The 25591-nt window shown below is 72.3% G+C and carries 22 protein-coding genes; 10 read left to right on the forward strand and 12 right to left on the reverse strand.

Going from position 1 to position 25591, the window contains the following annotated elements; all coding sequences use genetic code 11:
• Positions 1 to 4 precede the first annotated feature (4 nt).
• The 10 genes from AB0F03_RS13820 to AB0F03_RS13865 all read left to right on the forward strand — a co-directional run bounded on the left by AB0F03_RS13820 (position 5) and on the right by AB0F03_RS13865 (position 13761).
• A complete protein-coding gene (locus tag AB0F03_RS13820; RefSeq protein WP_361990308.1) occupies positions 5 to 1945 on the forward strand; it encodes an acetyl-CoA carboxylase biotin carboxylase subunit in 1941 nt (646 codons plus the stop codon).
• Positions 1942 to 2886, forward strand: a complete 945-nt coding sequence (locus tag AB0F03_RS13825; RefSeq protein WP_361990311.1) for a hydroxymethylglutaryl-CoA lyase — start codon at positions 1942 to 1944, stop codon at positions 2884 to 2886. The genes AB0F03_RS13820 and AB0F03_RS13825 overlap by 4 nt, the downstream gene beginning before the upstream one ends.
• Positions 2887 to 2891: 5 nt before the next feature.
• On the forward strand, positions 2892 to 4052 hold the full coding sequence (locus AB0F03_RS13830; RefSeq protein WP_361990314.1) for an acyl-CoA dehydrogenase family protein: 1161 nt from the start codon (positions 2892 to 2894) through the stop codon (positions 4050 to 4052).
• A 155-nt stretch (positions 4053 to 4207) separates the two neighbouring features.
• Positions 4208 to 5254 carry an ABC transporter substrate-binding protein gene (locus tag AB0F03_RS13835; RefSeq protein ID WP_361990317.1) on the forward strand — a complete coding sequence of 349 codons (1047 nt, stop codon included), beginning with the start codon at positions 4208 to 4210 and terminating at the stop codon, positions 5252 to 5254.
• Between the two features lie 83 nt (positions 5255 to 5337).
• Positions 5338 to 6204 (forward strand): siderophore-interacting protein, encoded by an 867-nt coding sequence (locus tag AB0F03_RS13840; RefSeq protein WP_361990320.1) that lies wholly within the window; start codon positions 5338 to 5340, stop codon positions 6202 to 6204.
• 111 nt (positions 6205 to 6315) lie between these two features.
• Positions 6316 to 7758, forward strand: a complete 1443-nt coding sequence (gene desA / locus AB0F03_RS13845; RefSeq protein ID WP_361990323.1) for a lysine decarboxylase DesA — start codon at positions 6316 to 6318, stop codon at positions 7756 to 7758.
• A complete protein-coding gene (locus tag AB0F03_RS13850) occupies positions 7742 to 9022 on the forward strand; it encodes a SidA/IucD/PvdA family monooxygenase (protein WP_361990326.1) in 1281 nt (426 codons plus the stop codon). Before desA ends, AB0F03_RS13850 begins: the two co-directional genes overlap by 17 nt.
• Positions 9019 to 9543 (forward strand): GNAT family N-acetyltransferase, encoded by a 525-nt coding sequence (locus AB0F03_RS13855; RefSeq protein WP_361990329.1) that lies wholly within the window; start codon positions 9019 to 9021, stop codon positions 9541 to 9543. Before AB0F03_RS13850 ends, AB0F03_RS13855 begins: the two co-directional genes overlap by 4 nt.
• On the forward strand, positions 9540 to 11309 hold the full coding sequence (locus tag AB0F03_RS13860) for an IucA/IucC family siderophore biosynthesis protein (protein ID WP_361990332.1): 1770 nt from the start codon (positions 9540 to 9542) through the stop codon (positions 11307 to 11309). Before AB0F03_RS13855 ends, AB0F03_RS13860 begins: the two co-directional genes overlap by 4 nt.
• A 274-nt stretch (positions 11310 to 11583) precedes the next feature.
• Complete coding sequence (locus tag AB0F03_RS13865; RefSeq protein WP_361990335.1) at positions 11584 to 13761, forward strand: BTAD domain-containing putative transcriptional regulator; 2178 nt, start codon at positions 11584 to 11586, stop codon at positions 13759 to 13761.
• Positions 13762 to 13817: 56 nt separating this feature from the next.
• Here the strand turns inward: AB0F03_RS13865 and AB0F03_RS13870 are convergent, their stop codons facing one another.
• The 12 genes from AB0F03_RS13870 to AB0F03_RS13925 form a co-directional block, all read right to left on the reverse strand.
• The gene (locus AB0F03_RS13870) at positions 13818 to 14456 is read right to left on the reverse strand and encodes a LysE family translocator (RefSeq protein ID WP_361990338.1); all 639 of its coding nucleotides are present in this window, start codon (positions 14454 to 14456) and stop codon (positions 13818 to 13820) included.
• Positions 14453 to 15727, reverse strand: coding sequence for an ATP-grasp domain-containing protein (locus AB0F03_RS13875; protein WP_361990340.1), 1275 nt, complete (start codon positions 15725 to 15727; stop codon positions 14453 to 14455). The genes AB0F03_RS13870 and AB0F03_RS13875 overlap by 4 nt, the downstream gene beginning before the upstream one ends.
• Entirely contained in the window at positions 15714 to 16712 is a 999-nt protein-coding gene (locus tag AB0F03_RS13880) for an alpha/beta hydrolase (protein ID WP_361990343.1), read from the reverse strand. The genes AB0F03_RS13875 and AB0F03_RS13880 overlap by 14 nt, the downstream gene beginning before the upstream one ends.
• A gap of 26 nt (positions 16713 to 16738) precedes the next feature.
• Positions 16739 to 18037, reverse strand: a complete 1299-nt coding sequence (locus AB0F03_RS13885; protein WP_361990345.1) for an MFS transporter — start codon at positions 18035 to 18037, stop codon at positions 16739 to 16741.
• On the reverse strand, positions 18037 to 19284 hold the full coding sequence (locus AB0F03_RS13890; protein ID WP_361990347.1) for an ATP-grasp domain-containing protein: 1248 nt from the start codon (positions 19282 to 19284) through the stop codon (positions 18037 to 18039). The genes AB0F03_RS13885 and AB0F03_RS13890 overlap by 1 nt, the downstream gene beginning before the upstream one ends.
• Positions 19285 to 19414: 130 nt before the next feature.
• Positions 19415 to 19786, reverse strand: coding sequence for a Rieske 2Fe-2S domain-containing protein (locus AB0F03_RS13895; RefSeq protein WP_361990350.1), 372 nt, complete (start codon positions 19784 to 19786; stop codon positions 19415 to 19417).
• Positions 19783 to 21195: an iron-containing redox enzyme family protein gene (locus tag AB0F03_RS13900; RefSeq protein WP_361990353.1), complete on the reverse strand. Its 1413-nt coding sequence runs from the start codon at positions 21193 to 21195 to the stop codon at positions 19783 to 19785. Before AB0F03_RS13900 ends, AB0F03_RS13895 begins: the two co-directional genes overlap by 4 nt.
• A 70-nt stretch (positions 21196 to 21265) precedes the next feature.
• Positions 21266 to 22351, reverse strand: a complete 1086-nt coding sequence (locus AB0F03_RS13905) for a 50S ribosomal protein L11 methyltransferase (protein WP_361990355.1) — start codon at positions 22349 to 22351, stop codon at positions 21266 to 21268.
• 260 nt (positions 22352 to 22611) lie between these two features.
• A complete protein-coding gene (locus AB0F03_RS13910) occupies positions 22612 to 23388 on the reverse strand; it encodes a 2OG-Fe(II) oxygenase (protein ID WP_361990358.1) in 777 nt (258 codons plus the stop codon).
• Between the two features lie 83 nt (positions 23389 to 23471).
• Positions 23472 to 24089 (reverse strand): methylated-DNA--[protein]-cysteine S-methyltransferase, encoded by a 618-nt coding sequence (locus tag AB0F03_RS13915; protein WP_361990359.1) that lies wholly within the window; start codon positions 24087 to 24089, stop codon positions 23472 to 23474.
• A 42-nt stretch (positions 24090 to 24131) separates the two neighbouring features.
• Positions 24132 to 24932 (reverse strand): MGMT family protein, encoded by an 801-nt coding sequence (locus AB0F03_RS13920; RefSeq protein WP_361990362.1) that lies wholly within the window; start codon positions 24930 to 24932, stop codon positions 24132 to 24134.
• The gene (locus AB0F03_RS13925; protein WP_361990364.1) at positions 24929 to 25525 is read right to left on the reverse strand and encodes an RNA polymerase sigma factor; all 597 of its coding nucleotides are present in this window, start codon (positions 25523 to 25525) and stop codon (positions 24929 to 24931) included. Before AB0F03_RS13925 ends, AB0F03_RS13920 begins: the two co-directional genes overlap by 4 nt.
• Positions 25526 to 25591: the final 66 nt, after the last annotated feature.

Raw genomic sequence — 25591 nt, forward strand, 5'->3', positions numbered from 1 at the left:
AACCGTGTTCGACACAGTGCTGGTCGCCAACCGGGGCGAGATCGCCGTACGCGTGATCCGTACGCTGCGCTCGCTGGGCGTGCGCTCGGTGGCGGTCTTCTCCGACGCGGACGCCGACGCGCGGCACGTGCGGGAGGCCGACACGGCGGTCCGGATCGGTCCGGCCCCGGCCGCCGAGAGCTATCTGTCGGTGGAGCGGCTCCTGGAGGCCGCCGCCCGCACCGGCGCCCGGGCCGTCCACCCGGGATACGGCTTCCTGGCGGAGAACGCGGGCTTCGCGCGTGCCTGCGAGGAGGCGGGCCTGGTCTTCATCGGCCCGCCGGCCGACGCGATCGCGCTCATGGGTGACAAGATCCGGGCCAAGGAGACGGTGCGGGCCGCCGGGGTGCCGGTGGTGCCGGGGTCGAGCGGCAGCGGGCTGTCCGATGCCGAGCTGGCCGCGGCCGCCCGCGAGATCGGTACGCCCGTGCTGCTCAAGCCGTCGGCCGGCGGCGGCGGCAAGGGCATGCGCCTGGTCCGGGACGTGAGCGCGCTGGCCGAGGAGATCGCCGCCGCCCGCCGCGAGGCCCGCGCCTCCTTCGGCGACGACACGCTGCTGGTGGAGCGGTGGGTCGACAGGCCCCGGCACATCGAGATCCAGGTGCTGGCCGACGGCCACGGGAACGTGGTCCACCTCGGCGAACGCGAGTGCTCCCTCCAGCGGCGGCACCAGAAGATCATCGAGGAGGCGCCCAGCGTGCTCCTCGACGAGCGGACCCGGTCCGCGATGGGCGAGGCGGCCGTGCAGGCGGCCCGCTCGTGCGGGTACCGGGGCGCGGGCACGGTGGAGTTCATCGTCCCCGGCTCGGACCCGGACTCGTACTACTTCATGGAGATGAACACCCGCCTCCAGGTGGAGCACCCGGTCACCGAACTCGTCACCGGGCTGGACCTGGTGGAGTGGCAGCTGCGGGTCGCGGCCGGGGAGCGGCTGGGCTTCGCGCAGGAGGACGTGCGGCTGACCGGGCACGCGGTGGAGGCCCGGATCTGCGCGGAGGACCCCGCGCGCGGCTTCCTCCCCTCCGGCGGCACGGTGCTGCTGCTGGACGAGCCCGGCGGCGACGGCGTGCGCACCGACTCCGGGCTCAGCGAGGGCACCGAGGTCGGCAGCCTGTACGACCCGATGCTGTCCAAGGTGATCGCCTACGGCCCCGACCGCGAGACGGCGCTGCGCAGGCTCCGCGCGGCCCTCGCGGAGACGGTCACGCTGGGGGTGCAGACCAACGCGGGGTTCCTGCGCCGGCTGCTGGGCCATCCGGCGGTCGTGGCCGGCGAGCTGGACACCGGGCTGGTGGAGCGGGTCGTGGACGAGCTGGTCACCACGGACGTCCCGGAGGAGGTCTACGAGGCGGCGGCGGCCGTCCGCCTGGAGGCGCTCCGGCCGCGCGCACAGGGCTGGGTGGACCCGTTCTCCGTGCCGAGCGGCTGGCGGCTCGGCGGCACCCCGAAACCGCCCGCGTTCCCGCTGCGCGTGGCCGAACCGGTGACGTACAGCCCGCGCGGCACCCACACCGTGTCCGGCGACCGGGTGGCCGTCACCCTGGACGGCGTCCGGCACACCTTCCGCCGGGCCGGTGACTGGATCGGCCGGGACGGCGACGCCTGGCACGTGCGCGACCACGACCCGGTGGCCGCCTCCCTGACCCGGGCCGGGCACGCGGGCGCCGACTCGCTGACCGCGCCCATGCCCGGCACGGTGACCGTGGTCAAGGTGGCCGTCGGCGACGAGGTGGCCGCCGGTCAGAGCCTGCTGGTGGTCGAGGCGATGAAGATGGAGCACGTCATCTCCGCCCCGCACGCCGGCACGGTCGCCGAGCTGGACGTCTCCCCGGGCTCGACGGTCGCCATGGACCAGGTGCTGGCCGTCATCGCCCCCCACGACGAGGAAGCGGAGGTGGCGCGGTGACCGCCGGCGCACTGCCCATGGTCGTACCGGCCCCGGACCTGCCCGCCCGGGTCCGGATCCACGAGGTCGGCGCGCGGGACGGGCTCCAGAACGAGAAGACGGCCGTACCCACCGCGGTGAAGGCCGAGTTCATCCGCCGGCTGGCCGGCGCGGGCCTGACGACGATCGAGGCGACGAGCTTCGTGCACCCCAAGTGGGTCCCCCAGCTCGCGGACGCCGAGGAGCTGTATCCGCAGGTGAGCGACCTGGAAGGGGTGGCCCTGCCCGTCCTGGTCCCCAACCGGCGCGGCCTGGACCGCGCGCTGGCGCTCGGCGCCCGCCGGGTCGCGGTGTTCGCCAGCGCCACCGAGTCCTTCGCGAAGGCCAACCTCAACCGCACCGTGGACGAGTCGCTGGCCGTGTTCGAGCCGGTGGTGCGGGAGGCGAAGGACGCCGGCGCGCATGTGCGCGGTTACGTGTCCATGTGCTTCGGCGACCCCTGGGAGGGCGCGGTGCCCTCCCAGCAGGTGGCCCGGGTCTGCACGGCCCTGCGGGACATGGGCTGTGACGAGCTGAGCCTCGGCGACACCATCGGGGTCGCCACCCCGGGCCAGGTCCAGGCCCTCCTCAGCCTGCTGAACGAGCGGGGCGTGCCGACCCCCGCGCTCGGTGTGCACTTCCACGACACGTACGGCCAGGCGCTCGCCAACACCCTGGCCGCCCTGCGCCACGGCGTCACCACCGTCGACGCCTCCGCGGGCGGCCTCGGCGGCTGCCCGTACGCCAGGTCCGCCACCGGCAACCTCGCCACCGAGGACCTCGTCTGGATGCTGCGCGGGCTCGGCATCGAGACCGGCGTCGACCTCGGCCGTCTGACCGCCACCAGCGTGTGGATGGCCGAACAGCTGGGCCGGCCCAGCCCGTCCCGTACCGTCCGCGCTCTCTCCCACAAGGACCAGTGATCAGCATGGACCACCGTCTCAGCTCCGAGCTGGAGGAACTCCGCCGCACGGTCGAGGAGTTCGCGCACGACGTGGTGGCGCCGAAGATCGGCGACTTCTACGAGCGGCACGAGTTCCCCTACGAGATCGTCCGCGAGATGGGCCGCATGGGCCTGTTCGGGCTGCCCTTCCCCGAGGAGTACGGCGGCATGGGCGGCGACTACCTCGCCCTCGGCATCGCCCTGGAGGAACTGGCCCGCGTCGACTCGTCGGTGGCCATCACCCTGGAGGCGGGCGTCTCCCTGGGCGCCATGCCGCTGCACCTCTTCGGCACCGAGGAGCAGAAGCGCGAGTGGCTGCCCCGTCTCTGCTCGGGCGAGATGCTGGGCGCGTTCGGCCTGACCGAGCCGGACGGCGGCAGCGACGCCGGGGCGACGCGTACGACGGCCCGCCTGGACCCGGACACGGACGAGTGGGTGATCAACGGCACCAAGTGCTTCATCACCAACTCGGGCACGGACATCACCGGCCTGGTGACGGTCACCGCGGTCACCGGCCGCAAGCCGGACGGCCGGCCGCGGATCTCGGCGATCATCGTCCCCGCCGGCACGCCCGGATTCACGGTGGCCGCGCCGTACTCGAAGGTCGGCTGGAACGCCTCCGACACCCGCGAGCTGTCCTTCCAGGACGTCCGGGTCCCGGCCGCCAACCTGCTCGGCGAGGAGGGCCGCGGCTACGCCCAGTTCCTGCGCATCCTGGACGAGGGCCGCATCGCGATCGCGGCGCTCGCGACCGGGCTCGCGCAGGGCTGTGTGGACGAGTCGGTGAAGTACGCCAGGGAGCGGCACGCCTTCGGCCGGCCGATCGGCGCCAACCAGGCGATCCAGTTCAAGATCGCCGACATGGAGATGAAGGCGTACACCGCCCGGCTGGCCTGGCGGGACGCGGCCTCACGGCTCGTGGCGGGCGAACCCTTCAAGAAGGAGGCGGCGCTGGCCAAGCTGCACTCCTCCACGGTCGCCGTCGACAACGCCCGCGACGCCACCCAGATCCACGGCGGCTACGGCTTCATGAACGAGTACCCGGTGGCCCGCATGTGGCGCGACTCCAAGATCCTGGAGATCGGCGAGGGCACGAGCGAGGTCCAGCGGATGCTGATCGCCCGCGAACTGGGCCTGGTGAGCTGAGACAGGCGCACCCCGGAGGCACGTCGGGCCGGCACGCGGGCGGTACGCCGGCCGGGGCGCGGGGCGACCGCCCACTGGACATCAAGTGAGGTTAGGCTAACCTACCTTCGACTTGTCCGGTGGGCGTCTCGCCCCGCGCGAAAGCAGTCGTACCCATGCCCCATGCCCGTGCCACCCACCTCACTCGCCGCGGCCTGCTCGCCGCGGGCGGCGCCCTCGGACTCGGTGCCGCGCTCGCCGCCTGCGGGGGCGACCGGGGGAAGGACACCGGCTCCGGCAGGGGGACGACGGCCGGCAAGTCCGGCCCCTGGTCGTTCAAGGACGACCGGGGCACGACCGTGAAGCTGGACAAGGTCCCGGCGAACATCGTCGCCTTCACCGGTGTCGCCGCCGCGCTGTACGACTACGGCGTCCGGGTGAAGGGCGTCTTCGGCCCGACGAGGACCAGCGGCGGCAGGCCCGACGTCCAGGCCGGCGACATGGACATCAGCAAGGTGACCGTCCTCGGCAACGCCTGGGGCCAGTTCAGCATCGAGAAGTACGCCGCCCTCGCACCGGACGTGCTCATCAGCACGATGTTCGACGACGCCGGCACCCTCTGGTACGTCCCCGACGAGTCGAAGAAGAAGATCTCCCAGCTGGCGCCCGGCGTCGGCATCTCGGTCTACGACCGCCGGCTCACCGAGCCGCTCCGGCGGATGTGGGAGCTGGCCGGGTCACTGGGCGCGGACCTGAAGGCCGCGGAGGTGACCGCGGCGAAGAAGCGGTTCGAGGACGCCGCCGCCCGGCTGCGCGCCGCCGCCAGGGCGAAGCCCGGCATCAGGGTGATGGCCGCCAGCGCGAGCGACCAGCTGTTCTACGTCTCCGGCTCCGACCTCTCCGTCGACCTGGAGTACTTCAAGTCCCTCGGGGTCGACCTCGTGGAGCCGCCGGCGAGCGCCAAGGCCGAGGGCGGCGGCTGGTACGAGTCGCTGAGCTGGGAGAACGTCGACAAGTACCGGGCCGACATCATCATGATGGACGACCGCACCTCGGCCATCCAGCCGGCCGACATCACCAAGGCCACCTGGAAGAAGCTGCCCGCGGTGAAGGCCGGCCAGGTCATCTCCCGCTCCCCGGAGCCGATCCTCTCCTACGACAAGTGCGTGCCCCTGCTCACCGGCCTCGCCGAGGCGCTGGAGAAGGCCCGGAAGGTCAGCTAGGGCCGCTCCCGGGGACCGCGGGCTCGCCGTGGTTCCCGGCGCCCCCGCGGTACGCCGCCTCCCCGCACCCCTCAGGAGCCCCCATGACAACGGCCGTGGCCGCCCCGTTCCGTTTCTTCTCCCTCCAGGTCGTGACGACGAGGCGGCTCGGTCCGTCCCTGGTCCGGGTGACCTTCGCCGGCCCCGATCTGCACGCCTTCCACTCCCACGGCCGCGACCAGTCCCTGTCCCTGTTCCTGCCGCACCCGGGGCAGGCCGAGCCGGTCGTCCCGCTGGAGCTGGGCGAGTGCTGGTGGCAGGGCTGGCGCGAACTGCCGGACGACGTGCGGGCGGTGATGCGCTCGTACACACTGCGGGCCCTGCGGCGGGACGCCCTGGGGCAGACGGCCGAGATCGACATCGACTTCGCGCTGCACGGCGTCGGACCGGATGCCGTCTCCCCCGCCGGGCCGGCCTCCCGCTGGGCCGCGCGGGCCGCCGCCGGGGACCGTGTGCTGCTGCTCGGCCCGGCCCTCGCGGACAACCGCGCGATCCGCTTCCGTCCGCCAGGTGACACCGGCCTCGTGGTGCTGTGCGGCGACGGGACCGCCGTGCCCGCGGCGACCGCGATCCTGGAATCCCTGCCCGCCGGCACCCCGGCGCGGGCCTGGCTGGAGGTGCCGCACGCCGGGGACGTCCAGGACGTGCGCACGGAGGCCGACGCGGAGATCACCTGGCTGGTGCGGCGCGCCGGCACGGATGCGCCGGCCCCCACGGCCGTCGACGCCGTACGGGCCGCCGGGCTCACGGGCGCCGATCGGCCGTACGTGTGGCTCGCGGGCGAGTCCGGTCAGGTGAAGGCGCTGCGGCGGTACTTCGTCACCGAGTGCGGGGTGGACCGGCGGCGCGTCACCTTCGTCGGGTACTGGCGGCGGGGGATGACGGAGGAGCAGCTCCGCGCCGCCGAATGACCTGTCGCGGCCACGACGCCGACCGCCGGTGAGGCACACCCCGACCCAAGATTTTTAGGTTAGGCTAACCTAAGTTGATCCCGACGGACCGTCCCCTCGGAGGACCCCCGCATGCGCTCGCACCTGCTCAATGGCCTCACCGCGGAGCACTACCGCCGCTCCGTGACCGAAGGAGTCGAGCGGGTGGCGGCCAAACTCGCCACCACCGGGCGTCCGTTCACCGGCGTCACCGCGGACGCGCTCGCGCCCCGCATCGACGCGGTCGACCTCGACCGCCCCCTGGGTGACACCTCCGCCGTCCTCGACGAGCTGGAGGACGTCTACCTCCAGGACGCGGTCTACTTCCACCACCCCCGTTACCTCGCCCACCTCAACTGCCCCGTCGTCATCCCGGCGGTGCTCGCCGAGGCCGTGCTCTCCGCGGTCAACTCCTCCCTGGACACCTGGGACCAGTCGGCCGGCGGCACCCTCATCGAGCGCAGGCTCGTCGACTGGACGGCCGCCCGCGCCGGCCTCGGACCGTCCGCCGACGGCGTGTTCACCTCCGGCGGCACCCAGTCCAACCTCCAGGCGCTGCTGCTGGCCCGGGAGGAGGCCAAGACCGACAGCCCGGCGAGACTGCGCGTCTTCGCCTCCGAGGCCAGCCACTTCAGCGTCAGGAAGTCCGCGAAACTCCTGGGCCTGGGGCAGGACGCCGTCGTCACGATCCCCGTCGGCCACGACAAGCGCATGCGGACGGTCGCCCTCGCGCACGAGCTGGAGCGCTGCGCGAAGGACGGCTCGGTCCCCATGGCCGTCGTCGCCACCGCCGGCACCACCGACTTCGGCTCCATCGACCCGCTGCCGGAGATCGCCGGGCTCTGCGCCCAGTACGGCGTCTGGATGCACGTCGACGCCGCCTACGGCTGCGGGCTGCTCGCCTCGCTGAGGAACCGGGACCGGCTCGCCGGCATCGAACGCGCCGACTCGGTCACCGTCGACTACCACAAGTCCTTCTTCCAGCCGGTGAGTTCGTCGGCCCTGCTGGTCCGGGACGCGGCCACCCTGCGGCACGCCACCTACCACGCGGAGTACCTCAACCCGCGCCGCATGGTGCAGGAACGTATCCCCAACCAGGTCGACAAATCCCTCCAGACCACCCGCCGCTTCGACGCCCTGAAACTGTGGCTCACCCTGCGCACGATGGGCGCCGACGGCATCGGACAGCTCTTCGACGAGGTCTGCGACCTGGCGCGGGAGGGCTACCGGCTGCTCGCCGCCGACCCGCGCTTCGACGTCGTCGTCGAGCCGGCCCTGTCCACCCTCGTCTTCCGCTACGTCCCGGCGGCCGTCACCGACCCGGCCGCGACCGACCGGGCCAACCTGTACGCCCGCAAGGCCCTGTTCGCCTCCGGTGACGCCGTGGTCGCGGGCACCAAGGTGGCCGGCCGCCACTACCTGAAGTTCACCCTGCTCAACCCCGAGACCACGACGGCCGACATCACCGCCGTCCTCGACCTGATCGCCGGCCACGCCGAGCAGTACCTGGGAGAGTCCCTTGACCGCGCGTCCTGAAGCCCACCGCACCCACGACTTCGTGGGGATCGGGCTCGGTCCCTTCAATCTCGGCCTCGCCTGCCTCACCGAGCCGATCGCCGAGCTGGACGGCGTCTTCCTGGAGTCCAAGCCCGACTTCGAGTGGCACGCCGGGATGTTCCTGGACGGTGCCCACCTCCAGACCCCGTTCCTGTCGGACCTGGTCACCCTGGCCGACCCGACGTCGCCGTACTCCTTCCTCAGTTACCTGAAGGAGAAGGGCAGGCTGTACTCGTTCTACATCCGCGAGAACTTCTACCCGCTGCGCGTCGAGTACGACGACTACTGCCGCTGGGCCGCGCACCGGCTGAGCAGCGTCCGCTTCGGCACGACGGTCACCGAGGTGACGTACGAGGACGAGGACGAGACGTACGTCGTGCGCACCGAGGAGGGTGACACCTACCGCGCCCGGCACCTGGTCCTCGGCACCGGCACCCCGCCCCACCTCCCGGACGCCTGCCGGGACCTCGGCGGCGACTTCATCCACAACTCCCGCTACCTGCACCACAAGGCGGACCTCCAGCGCAAGAAGTCGATCACCCTGGTCGGCAGCGGCCAGTCGGCGGCCGAGATCTACCACGACCTGCTCGGCGAGATCGACGTCCACGGCTACCAGCTGAACTGGGTCACCCGCTCCCCCCGCTTCTTCCCGCTCGAATACACCAAACTCACGCTGGAGATGACCAGCCCGGAGTACGTCGACTACTTCCACGCCCTCCCCGAGGCGACCCGCTACCGCCTCACCGACGCGCACAAGGGCCTGTTCAAGGGCATCGACGGCGACCTGGTCGACGCGATCTTCGACCTGCTCTACCGCAAGAGCCTGGGCGGCCCGGTCCCCACCCGGCTGCTCACCAACTCCGCGCTCACCAGCGCCCGTCACGAGCGGGGCACGTACGTCCTGGGGCTGCGCCAGGAGGAGCAGGAGAAGGACTACGAGCTGACCAGCGAGGGCCTGATCCTGGCCACCGGCTACCGGTACGCCGAACCGGAGTTCCTGCGGCCCGTCCGCCACCGGCTGCGCTACGACGGCCGGGGCAACTTCGACATCGCCCGCAACTACACCGTCGACCGCACCGGCCGGGGCGTCTTCCTCCAGAACGCCGGCGTCCACGCGCACAGCATCACCAGCCCCGACCTGGGCATGGGCGCGTACCGGAACGCGTACATCATCCGTGAGCTGCTCGGCACGGAGTACTACCCGGTCGAGAAGACCATCGCCTTCCAGGAGTTCGCCGTATGACCTTCACCTTCCGTCCCGTCGACCCCCCGAAGGACGCGGAGCTGCTGCACTCCTGGGTCACCCATCCCAAGGCGGTGTTCTGGATGATGCAGGACGCGAGCGAGGCGGACGTCGAACGCGCCTACGCGGAGATCGCGGCGGACGCGCACCACCACGCGCTGCTCGGGCTGCGCGACGGCGTCCCCGCCTTCCTCATGGAGTGGTACGACCCCGCGCACCGGGAACTGGCCGGGCTGTACGAGCCGCGGCCCGGGGACGTCGGCATGCACTTCCTCGTGCCGGCGACCGGCACGCCCGTGCACGGCTTCACCCGGTCCGTCATCACCGCCGTGCTGGCCCGCCTCTTCGAGGACCCGGCGGTGGCCCGCGTCGTCGTCGAGCCGGATGTCCGCAACACGGCCGTGCACGCCCTGAACGCGGCCGTCGGATTCGTGCCCGAGCGGGAGATACGGAAGCCGGAGAAGAAGGCCCTGCTGAGCTTCTGCACCCGCGAGCGGTTCGAGCGGGCGGTGGCCGCGTGACCCCCGCCGACGCCGTGGCCCACCTGTCCCCCGAGCGCTGGGAGAGGGCCAACCGGCTGCTGGTCCGCAAGGCGCTCGCCGAGTTCGCGCACGAACGGCTGCTCACCCCGGAGCCGGACGGCGACGCGTACACCGTCCGCAGCGACGACGGGCACACCACCTACCGGTTCACCGCCGTACGGCGGGCCCTGGACCACTGGCAGGTCGACGCCGCCTCCGTCACCCGCCACCGCGACGGGGACCGGCTCCCCGTGGCCGCGCTCGACTTCTTCCTGGAGTTCCGGCGGGCCCTGGGGCTGAGTGACGAGATCCTGCCGGTCTATCTGGAGGAGATCTCCTCCACGCTCTCCAGCACCTGCTACAAACTCGCCAAGCCGCGGGTGACCTCCGCCGAGCTGGCCCGCGGCGGATTCCAGACCATCGAGGCCGGGATGACCGAGGGCCACCCCTGCTTCGTCGCGAACAACGGACGGCTCGGGTTCGGCGTCCACGAGTACCTGGCGTACGCCCCCGAGACGGCGAACCCCGTCCGCCTGGTGTGGCTCGCCGCGCACCGCTCGCGGGCCGCGTTCACGGCGGGCGCCGGGATCGCGTACGAGTCCTTCCTGCGCGAGGAGCTGGGCGAGCCGGCGGTGCGCCGCTTCCACGCCGTCCTCACCGGCCGGGGCCTCGACCCCGCCGACTACCTGTTCATCCCCGTCCACCCCTGGCAGTGGTGGAACAAGCTCAGCGTCACGTTCGCCGCCGAGGTGGCCCGGGATCACCTGGTGTGCCTCGGCGAGGGCGACGACGAGTATCTGGCACAGCAGTCGATCCGGACATTCTTCAACACCGGCGACCCGCGCAAGCACTATGTGAAGACCGCCCTGTCGGTGCTCAACATGGGCTTCATGCGGGGCCTGTCGGCCGCCTACATGGAGGCGACCCCGGCCATCAACGACTGGCTGGCCCAGTTGATCGAGAACGACCCGGTGCTGAGGTCGACGGGCCTGACGATCATCCGGGAGCGGGCGGCCGTCGGCTACCGGCACCTGGAGTACGAGCAGGCCACCGACCGCCACTCGCCGTACCGCAAGATGCTGGCCGCGCTGTGGCGGGAGAGCCCGGTGTCCTCGCTGCGGGACGGCGAGTCCCTCGCGACCATGGCCTCCCTGCTGCACGTGGACCACCGGGGCGCCTCCTTCGCGGGCGCGCTGATCGAGCGCTCCGGCCTCGGGCCCACCGCGTGGCTGCGGCAGTACCTGCGGGCCTACTACACCCCGCTGCTGCACAGCTTCTACGCCTATGACCTGGTGTTCATGCCGCACGGCGAGAACACGATCCTGGTGCTGAAGGAAGGCGCCGTACAGCGCGCGGTCTACAAGGACATCGCCGAGGAGATCGCGGTCATGGACCCGGACGCGGCCCTGCCGCCGCAGGTGCGCCGGATCCGCGTCGAGGTGCCGGACGACATGAAGCTGCTGTCGGTCCTCACCGATGTCTTCGACTGCTTCTTCCGCTTCCTCGCCGCCCTCCTGGCCGACGAGGGCGTCCTGACGGAGGACGGCTTCTGGCGGACGGTCGCCGAGGTCACCCGCGAGTACCAGGAGGCGAACCCCCAGCTGGCGGACAAGTTCGGCCAGTACGACATGTTCGCGCCCGAGTTCCCGCTGTCCTGTCTCAACCGGCTCCAGCTGCGCGACAACCGGCAGATGGTGGACCTCGCCGATCCGTCGGGCGCGCTCCAGCTGGCCGGCAGCCTGAAGAACCCCCTCGCGGGCCGCTGAGGGCCGGCCGGTGGACGGGCATCCCGGAGTACGGTCCTCCGGGATGCCCGTCAACTTCCTTTTCGGACAACAATATGTGACCTGAATTCTGCCGTGCCGCCGGGGACTTTTACCGGGCGCCGAGTCGTTCACCAGAGTGTCAATTGCGGTATCCAGCCACTCGATCTACGATCATTCCCGATCGAGCGGTGCCGGGGATCAGAGATCAAAAAGTCGAGATCACCCGGGGACATTCTGATCACGAGCTGAGCCATCACTCGGCGGCGGGGGGACCATGTCGCACCTTCGAAGTGCCGGAACGGCCACGAGCCATCGACCCCATCGGGCAGAACCGCTTTCCGTCCGCACCCAGATCCGCACGTTCCGGCAGCGCACGGGCCTGACGCAACGTCAGTTCGCCGAGCTGGCCGGGGTCGGCGTGCGGACCCTGCGGGACATCGAGAGCGGCCGGGTGGAACAGCCGCAGGAGCGGACCCTGCGCAGCCTGGCGGTCGTCCTCGGGCTCGACGTCGACGACCTCCGGCGTTCCATGACCCGTATGCGTAAACCCGTCGATCAGGACGGAGCGGGCCTGCGTATCGGCATTCTCGGCGCGCTGACCATCGAACGCGACGGCGTCGCCAGCGAAGTGCGCGCTTTCAAACTGCGGCGCTTATTGTCCCTGCTGGCGCTCTGCCACCCGCAGCCGGCCGGACTCGACGAAATAGGCAGCACCCTCTGGCCGAAGGAGCAGCCGCGCTCCTACCAGAACCTCATCCACACCTACGTGAGCCAGGCGCGCGGGCTGCTGCGCTCCCCGGAGTCCGGCCCCGCCGGCCAGGCCACCTCGTACCTGATCCGCACACCGACCGGCTACGCGCTGTCCCTGGGCCGTGACCAGGTCGACCTGAGCCGGTTCCGGAGCCTGGCGGAGAAGGCGCGGCAGGCCCACGCCGCCGGGGAGGCCAGGGCCGCCTACGAGTTCGCCTCGCTCGCCCACCACTGCTGGCGCGGCCCGATCCTGGCGGACGAGCCGGTGCTCGCCCTGCATCCGGCGGCCACGGCCGCCCTCCGCCGGCGGATCGAGAACCTGCTGCTGTACGCGGATCTCGCCCTGCGGTTCCAGCAGCCGGAGCAGGTGGTGCCGGCGCTGCGGGCCGCCGCCGAGGACGAACCGCTGCACGAGGGACTCCAGGCGCGGCTCATGCTCACCCTGGCCAGCTGCGGCGAGCAGTACGAGGCACTGCGGGTGTACGCCGACGTCACCCAGCGCCTGGACGGCGAACTGGGCCTCCAGCCCGGGCCGGAGCTGCGCCAGGCCCATCTGCGGGTTCTCCAGCAGGAGCTGACCTGGCCCGGGAACGGGCTGCTCACCCGGCAGCCGGCGGACGCCCCGCGGCCGCCCGGACCGGCGGTCCCCCATCCGCCGCCGGAGACCAGGCCGTCGCAGCTGCCCGCCAGAACACGGCACTTCGTCGGGCGCGCCACCCAGATCCGGGACCTGGACCAGTTGTTCCTCGCCGCCGGCGAACGGGACGGGCAGGTGCCGGCCGCACTGATCACCGGGCCGCCCGGCGTGGGCAAGACCGCGCTGGCGCTGCGGTGGGCGCACCGGGTGCTCGACCGCTTCCCCGACGGGCAGCTCTACATCGACCTGCACGGCCACGCGCGCCGTGGCCCCCTCGACGCCCTGACGGCGCTGGCCTCGTTCCTGCGGGCCCTCGGCGTCCCGGACGGCAGCATCCCGGACACCCTGGACGAGGCGGCGAACCTGTTCCGCACCCGGCTGTCCGGCCGGAGGGTGCTGGTGGTCCTGGACAACGCCCGCGACGAGGACCAGATACGGCCCCTGATCCCCGGTGACGCGGGCTGCGCCGTGCTCGTCACCAGCCGCAACACACTGCCCGGTCTGGTGGCCAGGGACGGGGTCCGGCGGGTCTTCGTGGACGCGCTCGACGACGAGGACGTACTCGCCCTGCTCGGGCGGCTGCTGGGACCCGAACGGGTCGGGGCGGAGGCGCTGGCCGCCATGGCCCTGGGCCGGTACTGCGGCGGGCTGCCGCTGATGGTGCGGATCCTCGCCACGCGTCTCGCGCAGCATCCCTGCCTCAGCATCGCCCAGTACTACGTGGAGTTGCAGGACGCCGGGCTCTTCCGCCGGCCCTCCGCCCCGGGGGACCTGCTGCTGTCCTCCGTCCAGACGGCCTTCGAGCTGTCCTACACGGCGCTCCCGGAGCCGGCGCGCCGGGTGTTCCGGCTGCTCGGCCGGGCCGACGGCAACAGCATCACCGCGTACTCCCTGGCCGACGCGGCGGGCACGACACCTGCGGAGACGAGGTGGATCCTGTACCGCCTGGTCGACGCGAGTCTGCTCCGGGAGCACGCGCCCGACCGGTTCAGCATGTCCGCCCCGCTGCTGCGGTACGCGCAGGCGCTGTCCGAGCAGGAGGAGGAGCGCTTCCAGACGGTCTGAGCGGCCCGGGGCCGCCGGACACGGGCGGGGGCCGGCTCCGGTCCGGTGGGGGGCGGTCATCCGCCGAGGGCCAGACGCACCGCGAACACGCCGAAGACGGCGGCGGTGAGCCCGTCGGTCAGCCGCTGGGCCGACACGGAGTTCAGGTGCCGGGCCAGCCGGTGCACCAGCCTCATCCAGGTCAGCAGCCATACGAGCACCAGGAAGAGGTAGCAGGCGGCCAGGACCACCACTCCGGCGGTCGGGTTCATCCCGGCCGGCACGAACTGCGGCAGGAACGCCATCAGGAAGATGCCGACCTTGGGATTGGAGCCGGTGCACAGCAGTCCCAGCGCGAAGGCCCGGCGCCTGCCGTGCGGGGGCCCGTCCGGCTGCGCCGGTTCCCCGGGGCCGGGGTCCGCGGGCCGGGGCGGGCGCAGGGCCGCGCGCAGGGCCCGGCAGGCCCAGACGAGCAGGACGGCCGCACCCGCCCAGCGGAAGGCGGTGAACAGGTCCGGGCGCGCGGCGAGCAGCGCGGCCAGGCCCAGGGCGCCCAGGGCCGCCTGCGCGGCGCCCGCCGCGATCATCCCGAACGCGGCGGGCGCCGCCGTGCGCGGCGAGCCGGCCAGCACCAGACGGGTGATCAGGGCCAGGTCGGGACCCGGCGCCATGATCACCACCAGCGAACTCGTCAGGAACGCGAGCGCGTTGATCACGGCTCTCCGATGACCAGCCGCTGTTCCAGGGCGCGGACGGCCCGGTAGTCCCGCTGGATCTGTTCCTCGTCCGGGTGGGCGAGGATCACGAACCCGAAGTTGAGGCTGTCGACCAGGTCCCGGGTGACGGGCACGTGGTCCCCGTCGGACAGGTTCTGCACCGAGAAGTAGTGGCTCGGCAGCGTCCGGATCTCGTCCAGGACGGCGGTGTCGCGTACCTCCCCGGAGCGGCGGGCCATGTGGAAGACGCACATCTGGTGGGTCAGCAGCTCGTAGCTCTGCGGCAGTTCGCCCCCGGTCAGCCAGCGCACCGTCCGGTCGATCTGGCTGTCTCCGGTGGCGTTGCGGTTGAACCGCGGCTGGCCGCCGCCGTGCGGGCGGGCGCCCAGCTCGATGAGGACGGGGCCGTCGGCGGTGCCCATCACCTCGACGTGGGCGGAGCCGAAGCGGACACCCACCGCGTCCAGTACGCCGAAGACGTACTCGGCCAGGACCGCGACGGCGGGCTCGTCCGGCGGCAGCCAGCGCATGGTGTCGTAGACGGCCATGTGCGGTCCGTTGTCGACCTTGCCGTAGGCGCAGACGTCGACGAGGGAGTGCTTGCCGTCGTGGCTGAAGGTGTCCACCACGTACTCGGTGCCGGTGACGAACTTCTGCACGAGCAGCCGGTCGTCGACCTCGCCGAACTGGTTGACCCGGCCGATCTGCCGCTCGAACACGGCCCGCCAGTCCGTGCCGCCCTGCACCTTGACGACACCGTCCGTGCTGGCGCTCTTCGGCGGCTTGATGACGAGGTCGGCGCCGGACAGGCCCTCGCGTTCCAGCCAGGCCGCCGCCTCCTCGACGTCGGAGGTGCACAGCTGCGGGATGACGGGCAGCCCGGCCGCGCGTACGGCATCGGCCATGCGGCTCTTGTCCCGGCGGGCCTCGGCCAGCTCCGGTACGTTGCTCAGCCCGGGAAGCACCCGGGGGGCGAGCCGCTCGGCCAGTTCCACGCCGGACTCGCAGCCGGCGATGACACAGCGCGGCTCCAGCGCCCGTACCCGCCGTACGACGTCGTCCAGATCGCCGTCGTACACGATGACGTCGGGGAAGTCCTGCGGACGGTAGGAGGAGGCGAACGCCTCGGGCGGGCGCGGGCTGCTCACCACGGCCGCGACCGGGACGCCCTGGCCGCGCAGGGCCTCCGTGAAGAGGGCCCCCGAGGAGTAGGGGTCGACGATGACGCAGGGGCCGGACCCCGGCCCGGTGAGCGGGTCAGTGCCGGCCATCGGCGCTCTCCTTCGCCGCCAGGGCGGAGACGGCGGCGCAGTAGCGGGCGAAGAAGTCGGCCGCGGGCTCGCTGACCCGCCGGGCGCGCACCGGGGCGTGCACCATGCCCTCCTCCCGCACGTACGTCACGGGCGTGCCGTTCTCCCTGAGCAGGGCGGTGTACTTCTCCGCGTCCACGCACAGCGAGTCCATCTCGCAGCCGACGACGTAGGCCGGCGGCAGGTCGTGGAATGCGGCGCCCAGCAGCGGCGAGACGTAGGGGTCGGTGGCCTGTTCCGGCTCCGGGCAGTAGCAGGCCGTGTAGAACTCCATCTCGCCGCCGGAGAGCAGGGGGGCGTCCTCGCCGCCGTGCCGCCAGCGGGTGAAGTCCAGGACCGGGCTGATCACCGCCTGGCCGCGCAGCCGGGGGCCGCCGCGGTCGCGGGCGATCATCGACAGCACCACGGCCATGTTGGCCCCGGAGCTCTCGCCGCAGATCACCGCGCCGTCCGGGTCGAGGTCGCCCAGTCCGAGCCCGGGCAGGTCGGCGAGGGTGCCGCAGAGACCGGCGTAGCAGTCCTCCAGCGGTCCGGGGAAGGGGTTCTCCGGCGCCATGCCGAAGTCCAGGGCTATGGTCACCAGGCCGGTGCGGTCGGCCAGTTCGGCGACCAGGCTGTGGTGGCTGTGCAGCGAGCCGATGACGAAGCCGCCGCCGCGAATGTAGAAGAGCACGGCGTTGCCGGCGCGTTCGGCCGGCTCGTAGATGCGGATCCGCGCGGTGCGGCCCTCGTGCACGACGGTCGCGTCCCGGTGCCGGACCCCGTCGGGGACGGGGATGGGGAGGACCTCGGTCAGCGAGTCGTACAGGGCGCGCTGCCGGTCGACGGGGTAGGTGTAGAAGTCCGGCGGCAGCGCGCCGTTCACGGTTTCCACGAACTTCTCGATGCCATCGGCGTACGCCATGCGCAGCTCGCTCACTTCCGGGGACTGGGTGCCGGAACCCACGGCACGGACTGGAGGGGTGGGGCGGGTCAGGGGGTGTCGGCGGCGACCGGTCCGGCCGGCTCGTCGGCCGGGGCGGTCCCGTCGGCGGGGGTGCCGGGGTCCGCGTCCGCGGGCCGTTCGCCCATGCCGAAGAGGACGGCGGCCACGGCACCCACGGTCAGCAGCCCGGACAGCCACCACACGAAGGACGACGACGCCTGCCAGGCGGCGACGCCGAGCACGGGGCCGATGGCGTAACCGATCTGCATGGGGAACGCGGCGGCGGCGATGTAGCGGCCCCGCAGGTGTCCGGGGGCGACCTTGCCCGGCCAGGCCGAGGCGGTCGGTGTGCCGATCATCTCGCCCGACGTCCACACCACGGTCGCCACGACGTACATGGCCATGCTGGGTCCGGCCACGTACAGGTTCATCCCGACGCCGACCAGGCCGACGCCGAGGGCCACCGCGACCTTGCCGGGCAGGTGCTGCACGTACTTGGTGAACAGCAGCTCCAGCGAGATGACCATGACGGCGTTCAGCGACAGCAGGCTGGAGTAGAACGTGACGCCGTGTCCGTCGGCCTTGATCTGGAGCGGCAGCGCGGAGGTGTGCTGGATGTAGACGACGGCGTTGAGGAACAGCGCCAGCAGGAACACCACGTACCGGGTGTCGTGCAGCACGGCGGCGTACGACCGGGTGGGGCCGTCCGTGTCGTGTCCGGCCGGGCGGGCCGCGCCCCCGGAGCGCGCCAGGATCAGGGCGAAGGCGGCGAAGACCAGCTGGGCCGTCGCCTCCAGGTAGAAGATCAGGTCGTACGAGTGGCTGATCAGCAGGGCGCCGAGCAGCGGGCCGACCGTGGTGCCCAGGTTGAACGCCATCCGGTAGACGGCGAACACCATCACGTGGTGGTCCTCGGGGGTGCGCTCCACCAGCAGCGCCGAGGAGGCCGGCCGGTACATCTGCGCCAGGAGTCCGATGACCGAGGCCACCGCGATGATCAGGGGCAGGGTGTGCAGGTGGGGCAGGCTCAGCGTGCCGAGTCCGGCGAGCGCCATGGAGCCGACGATCGTCCAGGCGTAGCCGATCCGGTCGGACGCCGTGCCGCCCACCAGCACGCCGACCACCGAGCCCACGCCGTAGGCGCCGAGCGCCAGGCCCGCCTCGGTCGCGGAGAAGCCCTTCGCGGTGAGGTAGAGGACCAGGTAGATCTGGAGGAAGTTGCCGAGCCGGTTGACCAGCATGCCGACGAGCACGAGCCAGATGGGGCCCGGGATGCCCCGCAGGGTCTGCACGATCGACGGCCGGCCGGTCCTCCCGGGCTCGGACGAGGTCTTTCCGGGGCTCATCAGGGGGACTCCTCCACCGGGCGGCCCGTGAGTTCGACGATCTCCGGCGCCCGCAGCAGTGCCGCCCGCGCCTGTTCGACGGAGTCCGCGAGGGTGATGACCCGGGCGTAGCGGGAGATGTAGCCGCGCGGCGGCAGCCGCAGCACGGCTCCCGGGTCGGCCATCACGTCGGCGCTGTGGACGTCGGGCGAGAACCGGTCCTCGTGCACGGTCACCGACTCGATCTCGGTGTCGCGCTCGGGGTACAGGAAGGCGATCGCCGCGGCCCGCCGCCGCGTCGCCGTCGTCTCCGGACGCCGGCCGGCCGCGACGTCGGCCGCGGCCAGCGCCACGTCGACGCCGGTGGCCAGCTCGCCGAGGAAGGGGATCATGTCGCCGCCGAGGCGGGCGTTGACCTCCATCAGGCGCGGGCCGTCCGCGGTGAGGCGGAACTCGGTGTGGCTGACGCCGGTGTGGAAGCCGAGCGCGGCGTGGCTGGCCCGCAGCGCGTCCAGGAGCTGAGGGTCGGTCAGCAGCGGGTCGGCGGCGTCGACCTCGTGGCCGGTCTCCTCGAAGAAGGGCGCGAGCCCCACCTTCTTGCGGGCCACCGCCAGGGGGATGCCCTCGCCCTCGAAGAAGACGGCGTCGACGCTGATCTCGGGGCCGTCGACGTACTCCTCGACGAGCACCGACACGTCGAAGACGGGAACGCCCGGGTAGGAGGCGCCGGACGCCGCCCGGTAGGCGCTCTCCACGTCACCGGGGCCGTCGGCCCGGCGCACGCCCATGCCGCCGGCCAGGCCCCGGGGCTTGAGGACGACCGGGAAGCCGATCTTCTCGGCCGCCTGCCGTGCCTCCTCAAGGGAGCGCACGCCGATGGAGGCCGGCTGGGCGACCCCGGCCCGCTCCAGCGCCACCCGGGTGGCGTTCTTGTCGCGGCAGGCGATGACGGTCTCCGGGGAGTTGCCCGGCAGTCCGAGCGCCTGCGCCACGTGGGCGGCCGGGGTGACCAGACCCTCGTCGTAGCAGAACACGCCGGCCACCTCGTGCTCGGCGGCCACCTGCCGGGCGGCCGCCACGAGGAGTTCGGGACGGGTGTTGTCGACGGAGGTGCTGCCGACGACGTACGGCTCCTCCCAGGTCACCTGGGCCGGCTGGAGCAGCCAGAGCGCGTAGCGCCGGCTCACCGACCGAAGGATGAATTCCCGGCTGCGCCGGGAGCTGCTGCCTATCAGCAGCAGCAACGGCTTGCCACCGTCCGTGCCCATGTTCCGCTCTCCTTGCATGTGGTCACTCGTGGTCCGGTACGCGCGCCGGGGCCCTGCCGGGCCCCGGCGCGCACGAACCGGCCGTCTGTAGAACACCGGCCGGCCCCGGGTCGTTGCAGTCGCCGGCGGGTCAGCCGGCCGGCACGCGCGAACGCGTGAGCGCGGGGGTCAGCGGCCGGTGCTCCAGGGCCACGTCGCCGCAGGCCGCCGGTGCCGCGGGCCAGCCCCGGGCGGGCGGGCGGTCCGGGAAGACCGCGGTGATCCGCTCGCCCACCCGTACGGCCGGGATCTCCCCGCGCATCCGGGCCACGGAGGTCTTGCGCTCGTGCCACGGACACACGAGCCGGACACCGTCCTCGGCGACGTCGGCCAGGTGCAGGGGGCCGCCGCGGTGCGGGCACTGGGCCCGCATCACGAAGCCCCGGCCGCCGACCGTCGCGTAGACGTACGGTGTCCCGGCGACGACGACGCAGTTGTCCCGCCCCGCGGCGGAGAAGGTCACGACAGGCACTTGCGGTAGTCCCCCACCGAGTGGATCTCGTAGACGCACTCGTCCGACTCGATGTTGGCGCCGTGCAGCCGGTTGCGCCGGATGACGACGCCCTCGCCCGCCTCCAGCGTGAGCGACGAACCCAGGCCGCTCTCGAAGCGCATGGTGCCGGAGACGATGTGGCACAGCTCGTCGCCGTCGTGGCAGTGCGTGTTGGACAGCTCGCCGCGGGGCTCGACGATGTGCGCCACGGGCGCGTCGATCTTGCCCAGACCCTCGAACACCGGGTCGTGCAGCTTCTTCAGCTCGGGCTGGTCGTCCATCCACGAGATCTGCTCGGAGAAGTCGAAGTCGGAGACCTCCAGGAGCACCCGGTACTCCTCGATGCCCCGCACGATCTCCGGGATGATGCCCTCGCCGTGGGCCTCCACCAGCGGCTTGATGATCTTCTCGCGGGCCATCCGGCCGTGGTGCTGGTCGATGTGGACGTGCTCGGTGAAGTAGGTGGTGTCCACCGAGTCGCCGAAGACGTCGCGCAGCAGCCGGTCGGCGCGGCGGCAGAAGTCGACCAGGGAGGACTCCGTGTAGTAGAGCGCCCCGACGTAGCGGAAGAACAGCTCGTGGTTCTTGCCCAGGTAGTGGAAGTAGTTGTTCATCAGCAGGCTGCTGTTGAGGTAGTACTGCCAGTACCGGTGCAGGTCGGACTCGAGGCCGACCGACTCCAGGGTCCGCTCGAACAGGGTGCTGTGCTTGGTGTCGTGGACGCCGTAGCCGTACTCGTCGATGACGACCTTGAACCACTCGGACTGGGCCGGGCCGTAGTAGCCGAGGACGTTGCGCATCATCGGCGAGGCCTCGGAGAGGAAGTCCGGCGCGAACTGCACCAGCCACATCCGGGCCGCCCGCTGCGGGTCGGAGGAGGCGGCGATGGCCTTCTCGGCCGGCGACTGCTCCTGGCCGCCGCTGGTGTCCAGCGAGTCCAGGTAGGCGTCCAGGCTCTCGGCGGTCCAGTTCCCGGACGTCTCCACCTCGTCGTCGAGGAAGCCGAAGGCGTAGCGCTCCAGCGCCGGCCGGATCCGCTCGCCGAGCGCGCGGTTCGCGGGGCTGTAGAACGCCCGGAAGTCCTCCTCCTTGCCCTTCAGGCCGGACTTCGGGAAGAACACGAGGTCGGCCTCGTAGATCGAGGTCAGCAGGCGCTGCACGGCCAGGCTCGAGTAGTCGAGTATGTTCTCGCGGCCCGGTATCTTGTCGTAGTCCAGATGGGGCAGGACCTGCGGCCTGAGCTGGCGGCGGTAGGGGTTGTCGTGGTTCAGCCAGTCCAGGTTGTCGTGGTAGATCGGGGCGGTGGCGTACTGCACCACCGCGTCGCGCAGCTCGGCGCCGCTCAGCTCGAACGGGACGTGCGCGGGGACGTGACTCATCGCTTGCTCCCTGGTCCTAATCGAATAAGGTCCGGCCGCCGGTGCCGCGCGGGCGCCGGCCGAGGCCGTGTCAGAGGCTCACGCGGAGCGTGAAGTCGCTCCAGCGGAGCCGGAGGGAGACCGTCTCGCCCGCCTTCGTCGGTACGGGCTTCTCCAGCGGGACCCAGCCCTGCATCCAGTGCGAGCCGGGGTTGTCCGGCGGGTTGGACAGGACGACGCCGTTGCCCATGTCCAGCTCGAACCAGACCACCAGGGCCTGTGCCTCACCGTCGGCGGTGGCGGGCAGCGTGAGGGTGCGTTCGCCGGGCTCCAGGGCGTCGCGCGCCAGGTCGAACTCCAGCACCGGTGCCGTCTCGGACAGGAAGCGGTGGGGCCAGGTGTCCAGCCGTACCGGGAAGTGGCCGCGGGTGGCGACCGTGTTCATGAGCGAGACGTCGAAACCGCCGGCCGTGGTGACCTGGTTGAGCTTCAGCACCGCCTCGCTGCTGACCAGCCTGCCGCGCAGCCGGGCCGCCGACGGCAGCATGATGCCGTCCGGTGCCAGCAGGTGTTCGCGGGCGTGGCGCACCGAGGGCAGCAGGCCCTCGCCGATGAGGCCGCAGTCGACGATCTCCGACACGAGGACGTCCACCCGGCCGCCGAGGTCGCGCTCGGCGTCCAGCTCCGTGGACGGCTTGCCGAACACCGTGATCACGTCGGACAGGCCGTGCGCGTCGATGACGTTGCGGGCGATCTCGGCCAGCAGCGGGTTCATCTCGCAGGTGTACACCTTGCTCGCACCGGCACGGGCCGCGGCCATGGCGAGCAGTCCGCTGCCGGAGCCGATGTCCAGCACGGTCGCTCCCGCCGGGATGCCCCGGTCCAGGGCGGCGACGAGCCCGTCGTTGCGGTCGGTGTCGTTCAGCATGGCGAAGTGCCAGCGTGGAACGTTCCTGCGGGCGATCTGGGCGAACACGTCCGCGTCCAGGGACAGGCTCTCCGGGGGCGTGCTCAACAGCGCGGACGCCTGCTCGGCGAGTGCGTTCATCTCCTGCGCGAGCGATTGCAGCAGAGCCGCGCCCAGCCGGTAGGAGGAGCCGCTCGACGGCTTGGCCCCCGCTTCCGGCCGGGCTTCCCGCTCCGCTGGGGTGTCCCGTGCCCCTTGTACGTGCTGCATGTGTGCCACTGCTCCTTACGGTGACTCGCCGGGTTGACAGTGGTACGAGGCAGGTCCCGAAACCCTCCTGCCGTCGCAACAGCGACCGTACGTAACCGTGTTGTTGCGGTTCTCCAGCGGCACTCCAGCCGGAGCGGCAGTTCCACGAGCGGGGGAGGCGGCGCTGACCAGCGGCGTTGCGGAGACTGCCGGTTCACTGGAGCGAGGCGGCAGAACCGGGCCGGTGCAGCGGTCGTACACAGGTTCGCCGCGGCGGCGTCTCAGCGGGCGTCGTGGAAGATCACGCCGAGCACATGCCGCTGTCCGCTGGTGACGGCGCTGACCCCGTGCCGCAGCATCACCCGGCTCCAGCCGCGCGCGGAGCGCACCGGGCGGTGGTGCACGGCGAAGATCAGCCCCTGCCCCTGCGCCGGCCGTCGCACCAGGGGCCGGGACTGGGCGCGCGGCCGCTGCTCCACGAACACGCTCTCGCCGCCGGTGAAGTCCTCGTCCGGCCGGTCCAGCAGCACCGCCACCTGGAGCGGGAACGTGAGGTCGCCGTAGACGTCCTGGTGCAGGCAGTTGTAGCCGCCCTGCCCGTAGCGCAGCAGCAGGGGCGTCGGCCGGTGCTGGCCCTCGGCGGCGCAGGCCGCGACGAGGTCCTCGTGCCGGCCGGGGAACTCCGGCTCGCCGAGCCGCGCGGCCCAGGTGTTGGCGATCCGCGCCAGGGGCGGGTACAGCTCCCGGCGCAGGGCCGCCACCGGATCGGGCAGCGGGCGGGCGAAGTAGCGGTACGAGCCCTCGCCGAACCGGTGCCGCGCCATCGTCACCGTGCTGCGGAACAGCCCCGGCTCGTCGAACATGTCCCGCAGCCGGGCGCACTCGTCGGCGGAGAGCAGGGGCGGGGTGAGCGCGACGCCCTCCGCGTCCAGTTCGGCGGCCAGGGCGGGCCAGTCGAGCCGGCGAAGTGCGGGCAGCCCGTCGTCGTCGGGGGCCGGCCAGTCGAGGGCCGCCGGCTCGGCGAGCCCGGGCAGGGACGGGGTGTCGTAGGCGTTCACGCGCTCAGCTCTCCGGGGACGGGAGGTCGTACGAGGAAGAGGAGGTGGGCGCCGGTGACGGGGGATCTCCCGACGCCCACCGGTCAGGGGGCCGTCAGGCCTTCGGGGACCGTCAGGTCGGTGGGCAGCGCCGCCGGCTCCCGCTCTCCGGTCAGGCCGTCGTGCCAGGACTCCAGGCCGAGCAGGAACTGCTTGGCCGCCAGACCGCCCGCGTACCCGGTCAGGCTGCCTTTGGAACCGACGATCCGGTGGCACGGCAGCACGACGCAGACCGGGTTGGCGCCGAGAGCCGTGCCGACCGCGCGGGCGGCCCGCGGCCGGTCGAGCGCCGCCGCCAGCTGCGCGTAGGTCGCGGTGCGCCCGTACGGCACGAACGCGTCCAGCGCCGCCACGGTCAGCCGGCTGAAGGGCGTGGCGAGCCGCAGGTCCACCGGCACGGTGAAGTCACGGCGGGCGCCGGTGAGGTAGGCGTCGAGCTGGGTCCGGGTCTCCGCCAGCACCGCGCGGGGACCCGCGTCCGCGTGTTCCTCCTCGACGGTGCGCAGGCCCGCCCTGGTGAGGCGGGCGACGCCGGTCTCGGGGGTGCCGTAGCAGCACAGCACGAGGGCGTCGGCCGTGGCCGCCAGCACGAGCGGCCCCAGCGGCGTGGGATGGACCGCGACCGCCGCCGTGGTGTCGCCGGGGATGTTACTGGTTCGCACAACAACTCCGTGTGGATCGTGACCGTCGGGTTCGGATGGCCGTCATACCGCGACCGGCCGGCAGCTCTTACAGGCGCGGTACCCCGCCCGGCCGGCTTCCCGCGCGGTACGGAACGGCACCTGGTGGGGCGGGGTGATGCGGCGGGCGTGGGCGCACGTGGGATGGCAGTAGATACGGGTCGTGTCGCTGCCGAGGAACACCACGCCGCGCCGGTGCAGCTCCGCCACCCGCAGCAGGTCGATGCCCTCCGCGGCGCGCAGCGCGTCCCCCACCGCGGGGAGGTGGCCGGCGTCGCACGGCGTGCCGTTGTCGTACGTCACGCGGTGGCAGGGGATCAGCACCGCGGCCGGGTTGCGGGCCAGGGCGCCGAGCACGCGTTCCGGTGCCACCCCGGCCTCCCTGGCGAGCCAGCCGACCGGGCGCAACTGCCCGGCGGGGACGGCGCGGACCGCCTCCAGCACGGCCCGGTCCACCGGGCCGAGCGGGGAGAGGTCGATGGGCAGCCGCCGGGCGCGGCCGGTCCGCAGCGCGGTGGTCACCCCCGGGAACGGCCTGGCCGACCGCAGGGCCGAACGCCGGGTCCGGGCGCGGTGCAGTTCCTCGAAGACCGTGGCGGACAGTCCGCCCGTGTCCAGCGCGGCCCCGGTCACCGCGTCCGGGCTCGCCGCCACGAAGAGACCGCCGACGGCGGTGTCGAGGCGGACATAGGTGTCGTAGCTCTCGCGCGGGACGCCGGTGCGCCGCAGCACGCGCACGGCGAAGTCCGCCGGTGGCTCCGTGGCGAGCCCGGCCAGGCCGGACCGGTCCGCGCCGGTGCCCGGTACCTCGCGGTCACTCCTCATGTCGTCACCTCCTCCAGCACGGCTGTCTCCGGCTCCAGCAGCCGGCGCAGACTCTTCAGACCCCGGGACACCTGTGCTTTGGCCGTTCCGACCGCGCACCGCTGCACCTCGGCCACCTCCGTGTAGCTCAGACCCACCACATGGCGCAGCACCACGGGCGTGCGGTGGTGCTCCGGCAGTTCCAGCAGCGCCGTGACCAGCCGGCGCCGGTCGTCGGCGAGCGCGGCCCGCTCCTCCGGTCCCGGACTTCGGTCGGTCCAGGTGTCGGCGGTGTCCTCGACGGGGAGCCCCGCCAGGGCGGGCCGGCGTGAACAGGTGCGCAGGTGGTTGCGCCACACGTTGGCGGCGATGGTGAGCAGCCAGGCACGCGGCCTGAGCTCCCGCCGGCGCTCGGGGCCGTAGTCCTGTAAGGCCGTGTAGGCGCGCAGGAAGGCGTCCTGCCCCAGGTCGTCGGCCTCGGTGGCCGAGCCGCAGACCCGGAGCAGGAACGTGTACACCGCCCTGCCGTGGACCCTGACCAGCTCGGTGAAGCCGTCGTCGAGGTCCGCCGCCAGGAGTTCGGTCAGCTGCCGCTCGGCCTTCTCATCCATCATCTAGGAGAACACCGGCACCGGGTGAAGGGTTGCACTCCGTCCCGGGACGCGTTTTTGTGCCGCCGG

The organism is Streptomyces sp. NPDC028722 (assembly GCF_040637655.1).
Taxonomy (GTDB): Bacteria; Actinomycetota; Actinomycetes; order Streptomycetales; family Streptomycetaceae; genus Streptomyces.

Excerpts from the sequence above, each read along its gene's own strand:
- desA (WP_361990323.1), top strand. The coding sequence starts at position 6,316 with ATGCGCTCGCACCTGCTCAATGGCCTCACCGCGGAGCACTACCGCCGC.
- AB0F03_RS13830 (WP_361990314.1), top strand. The coding sequence starts at position 2,892 with ATGGACCACCGTCTCAGCTCCGAGCTGGAGGAACTCCGCCGCACGGTC.
- AB0F03_RS13905 (WP_361990355.1), bottom strand. The coding sequence starts at position 22,351 with ATGCAGCACGTACAAGGGGCACGGGACACCCCAGCGGAGCGGGAAGCC.
- AB0F03_RS13855 (WP_361990329.1), top strand. The coding sequence starts at position 9,019 with ATGACCTTCACCTTCCGTCCCGTCGACCCCCCGAAGGACGCGGAGCTG.
- AB0F03_RS13840 (WP_361990320.1), top strand. The coding sequence starts at position 5,338 with ATGACAACGGCCGTGGCCGCCCCGTTCCGTTTCTTCTCCCTCCAGGTC.
- AB0F03_RS13925 (WP_361990364.1), bottom strand. The coding sequence starts at position 25,525 with ATGATGGATGAGAAGGCCGAGCGGCAGCTGACCGAACTCCTGGCGGCG.
- AB0F03_RS13875 (WP_361990340.1), bottom strand. The coding sequence starts at position 15,727 with ATGGCCGGCACTGACCCGCTCACCGGGCCGGGGTCCGGCCCCTGCGTC.
- AB0F03_RS13920 (WP_361990362.1), bottom strand. The coding sequence starts at position 24,932 with ATGAGGAGTGACCGCGAGGTACCGGGCACCGGCGCGGACCGGTCCGGC.
- AB0F03_RS13885 (WP_361990345.1), bottom strand. The coding sequence starts at position 18,037 with ATGAGCCCCGGAAAGACCTCGTCCGAGCCCGGGAGGACCGGCCGGCCG.
- AB0F03_RS13900 (WP_361990353.1), bottom strand. The coding sequence starts at position 21,195 with ATGAGTCACGTCCCCGCGCACGTCCCGTTCGAGCTGAGCGGCGCCGAG.
- AB0F03_RS13835 (WP_361990317.1), top strand. The coding sequence starts at position 4,208 with ATGCCCCATGCCCGTGCCACCCACCTCACTCGCCGCGGCCTGCTCGCC.
- AB0F03_RS13890 (WP_361990347.1), bottom strand. The coding sequence starts at position 19,284 with ATGGGCACGGACGGTGGCAAGCCGTTGCTGCTGCTGATAGGCAGCAGC.
- AB0F03_RS13865 (WP_361990335.1), top strand. The coding sequence starts at position 11,584 with ATGTCGCACCTTCGAAGTGCCGGAACGGCCACGAGCCATCGACCCCAT.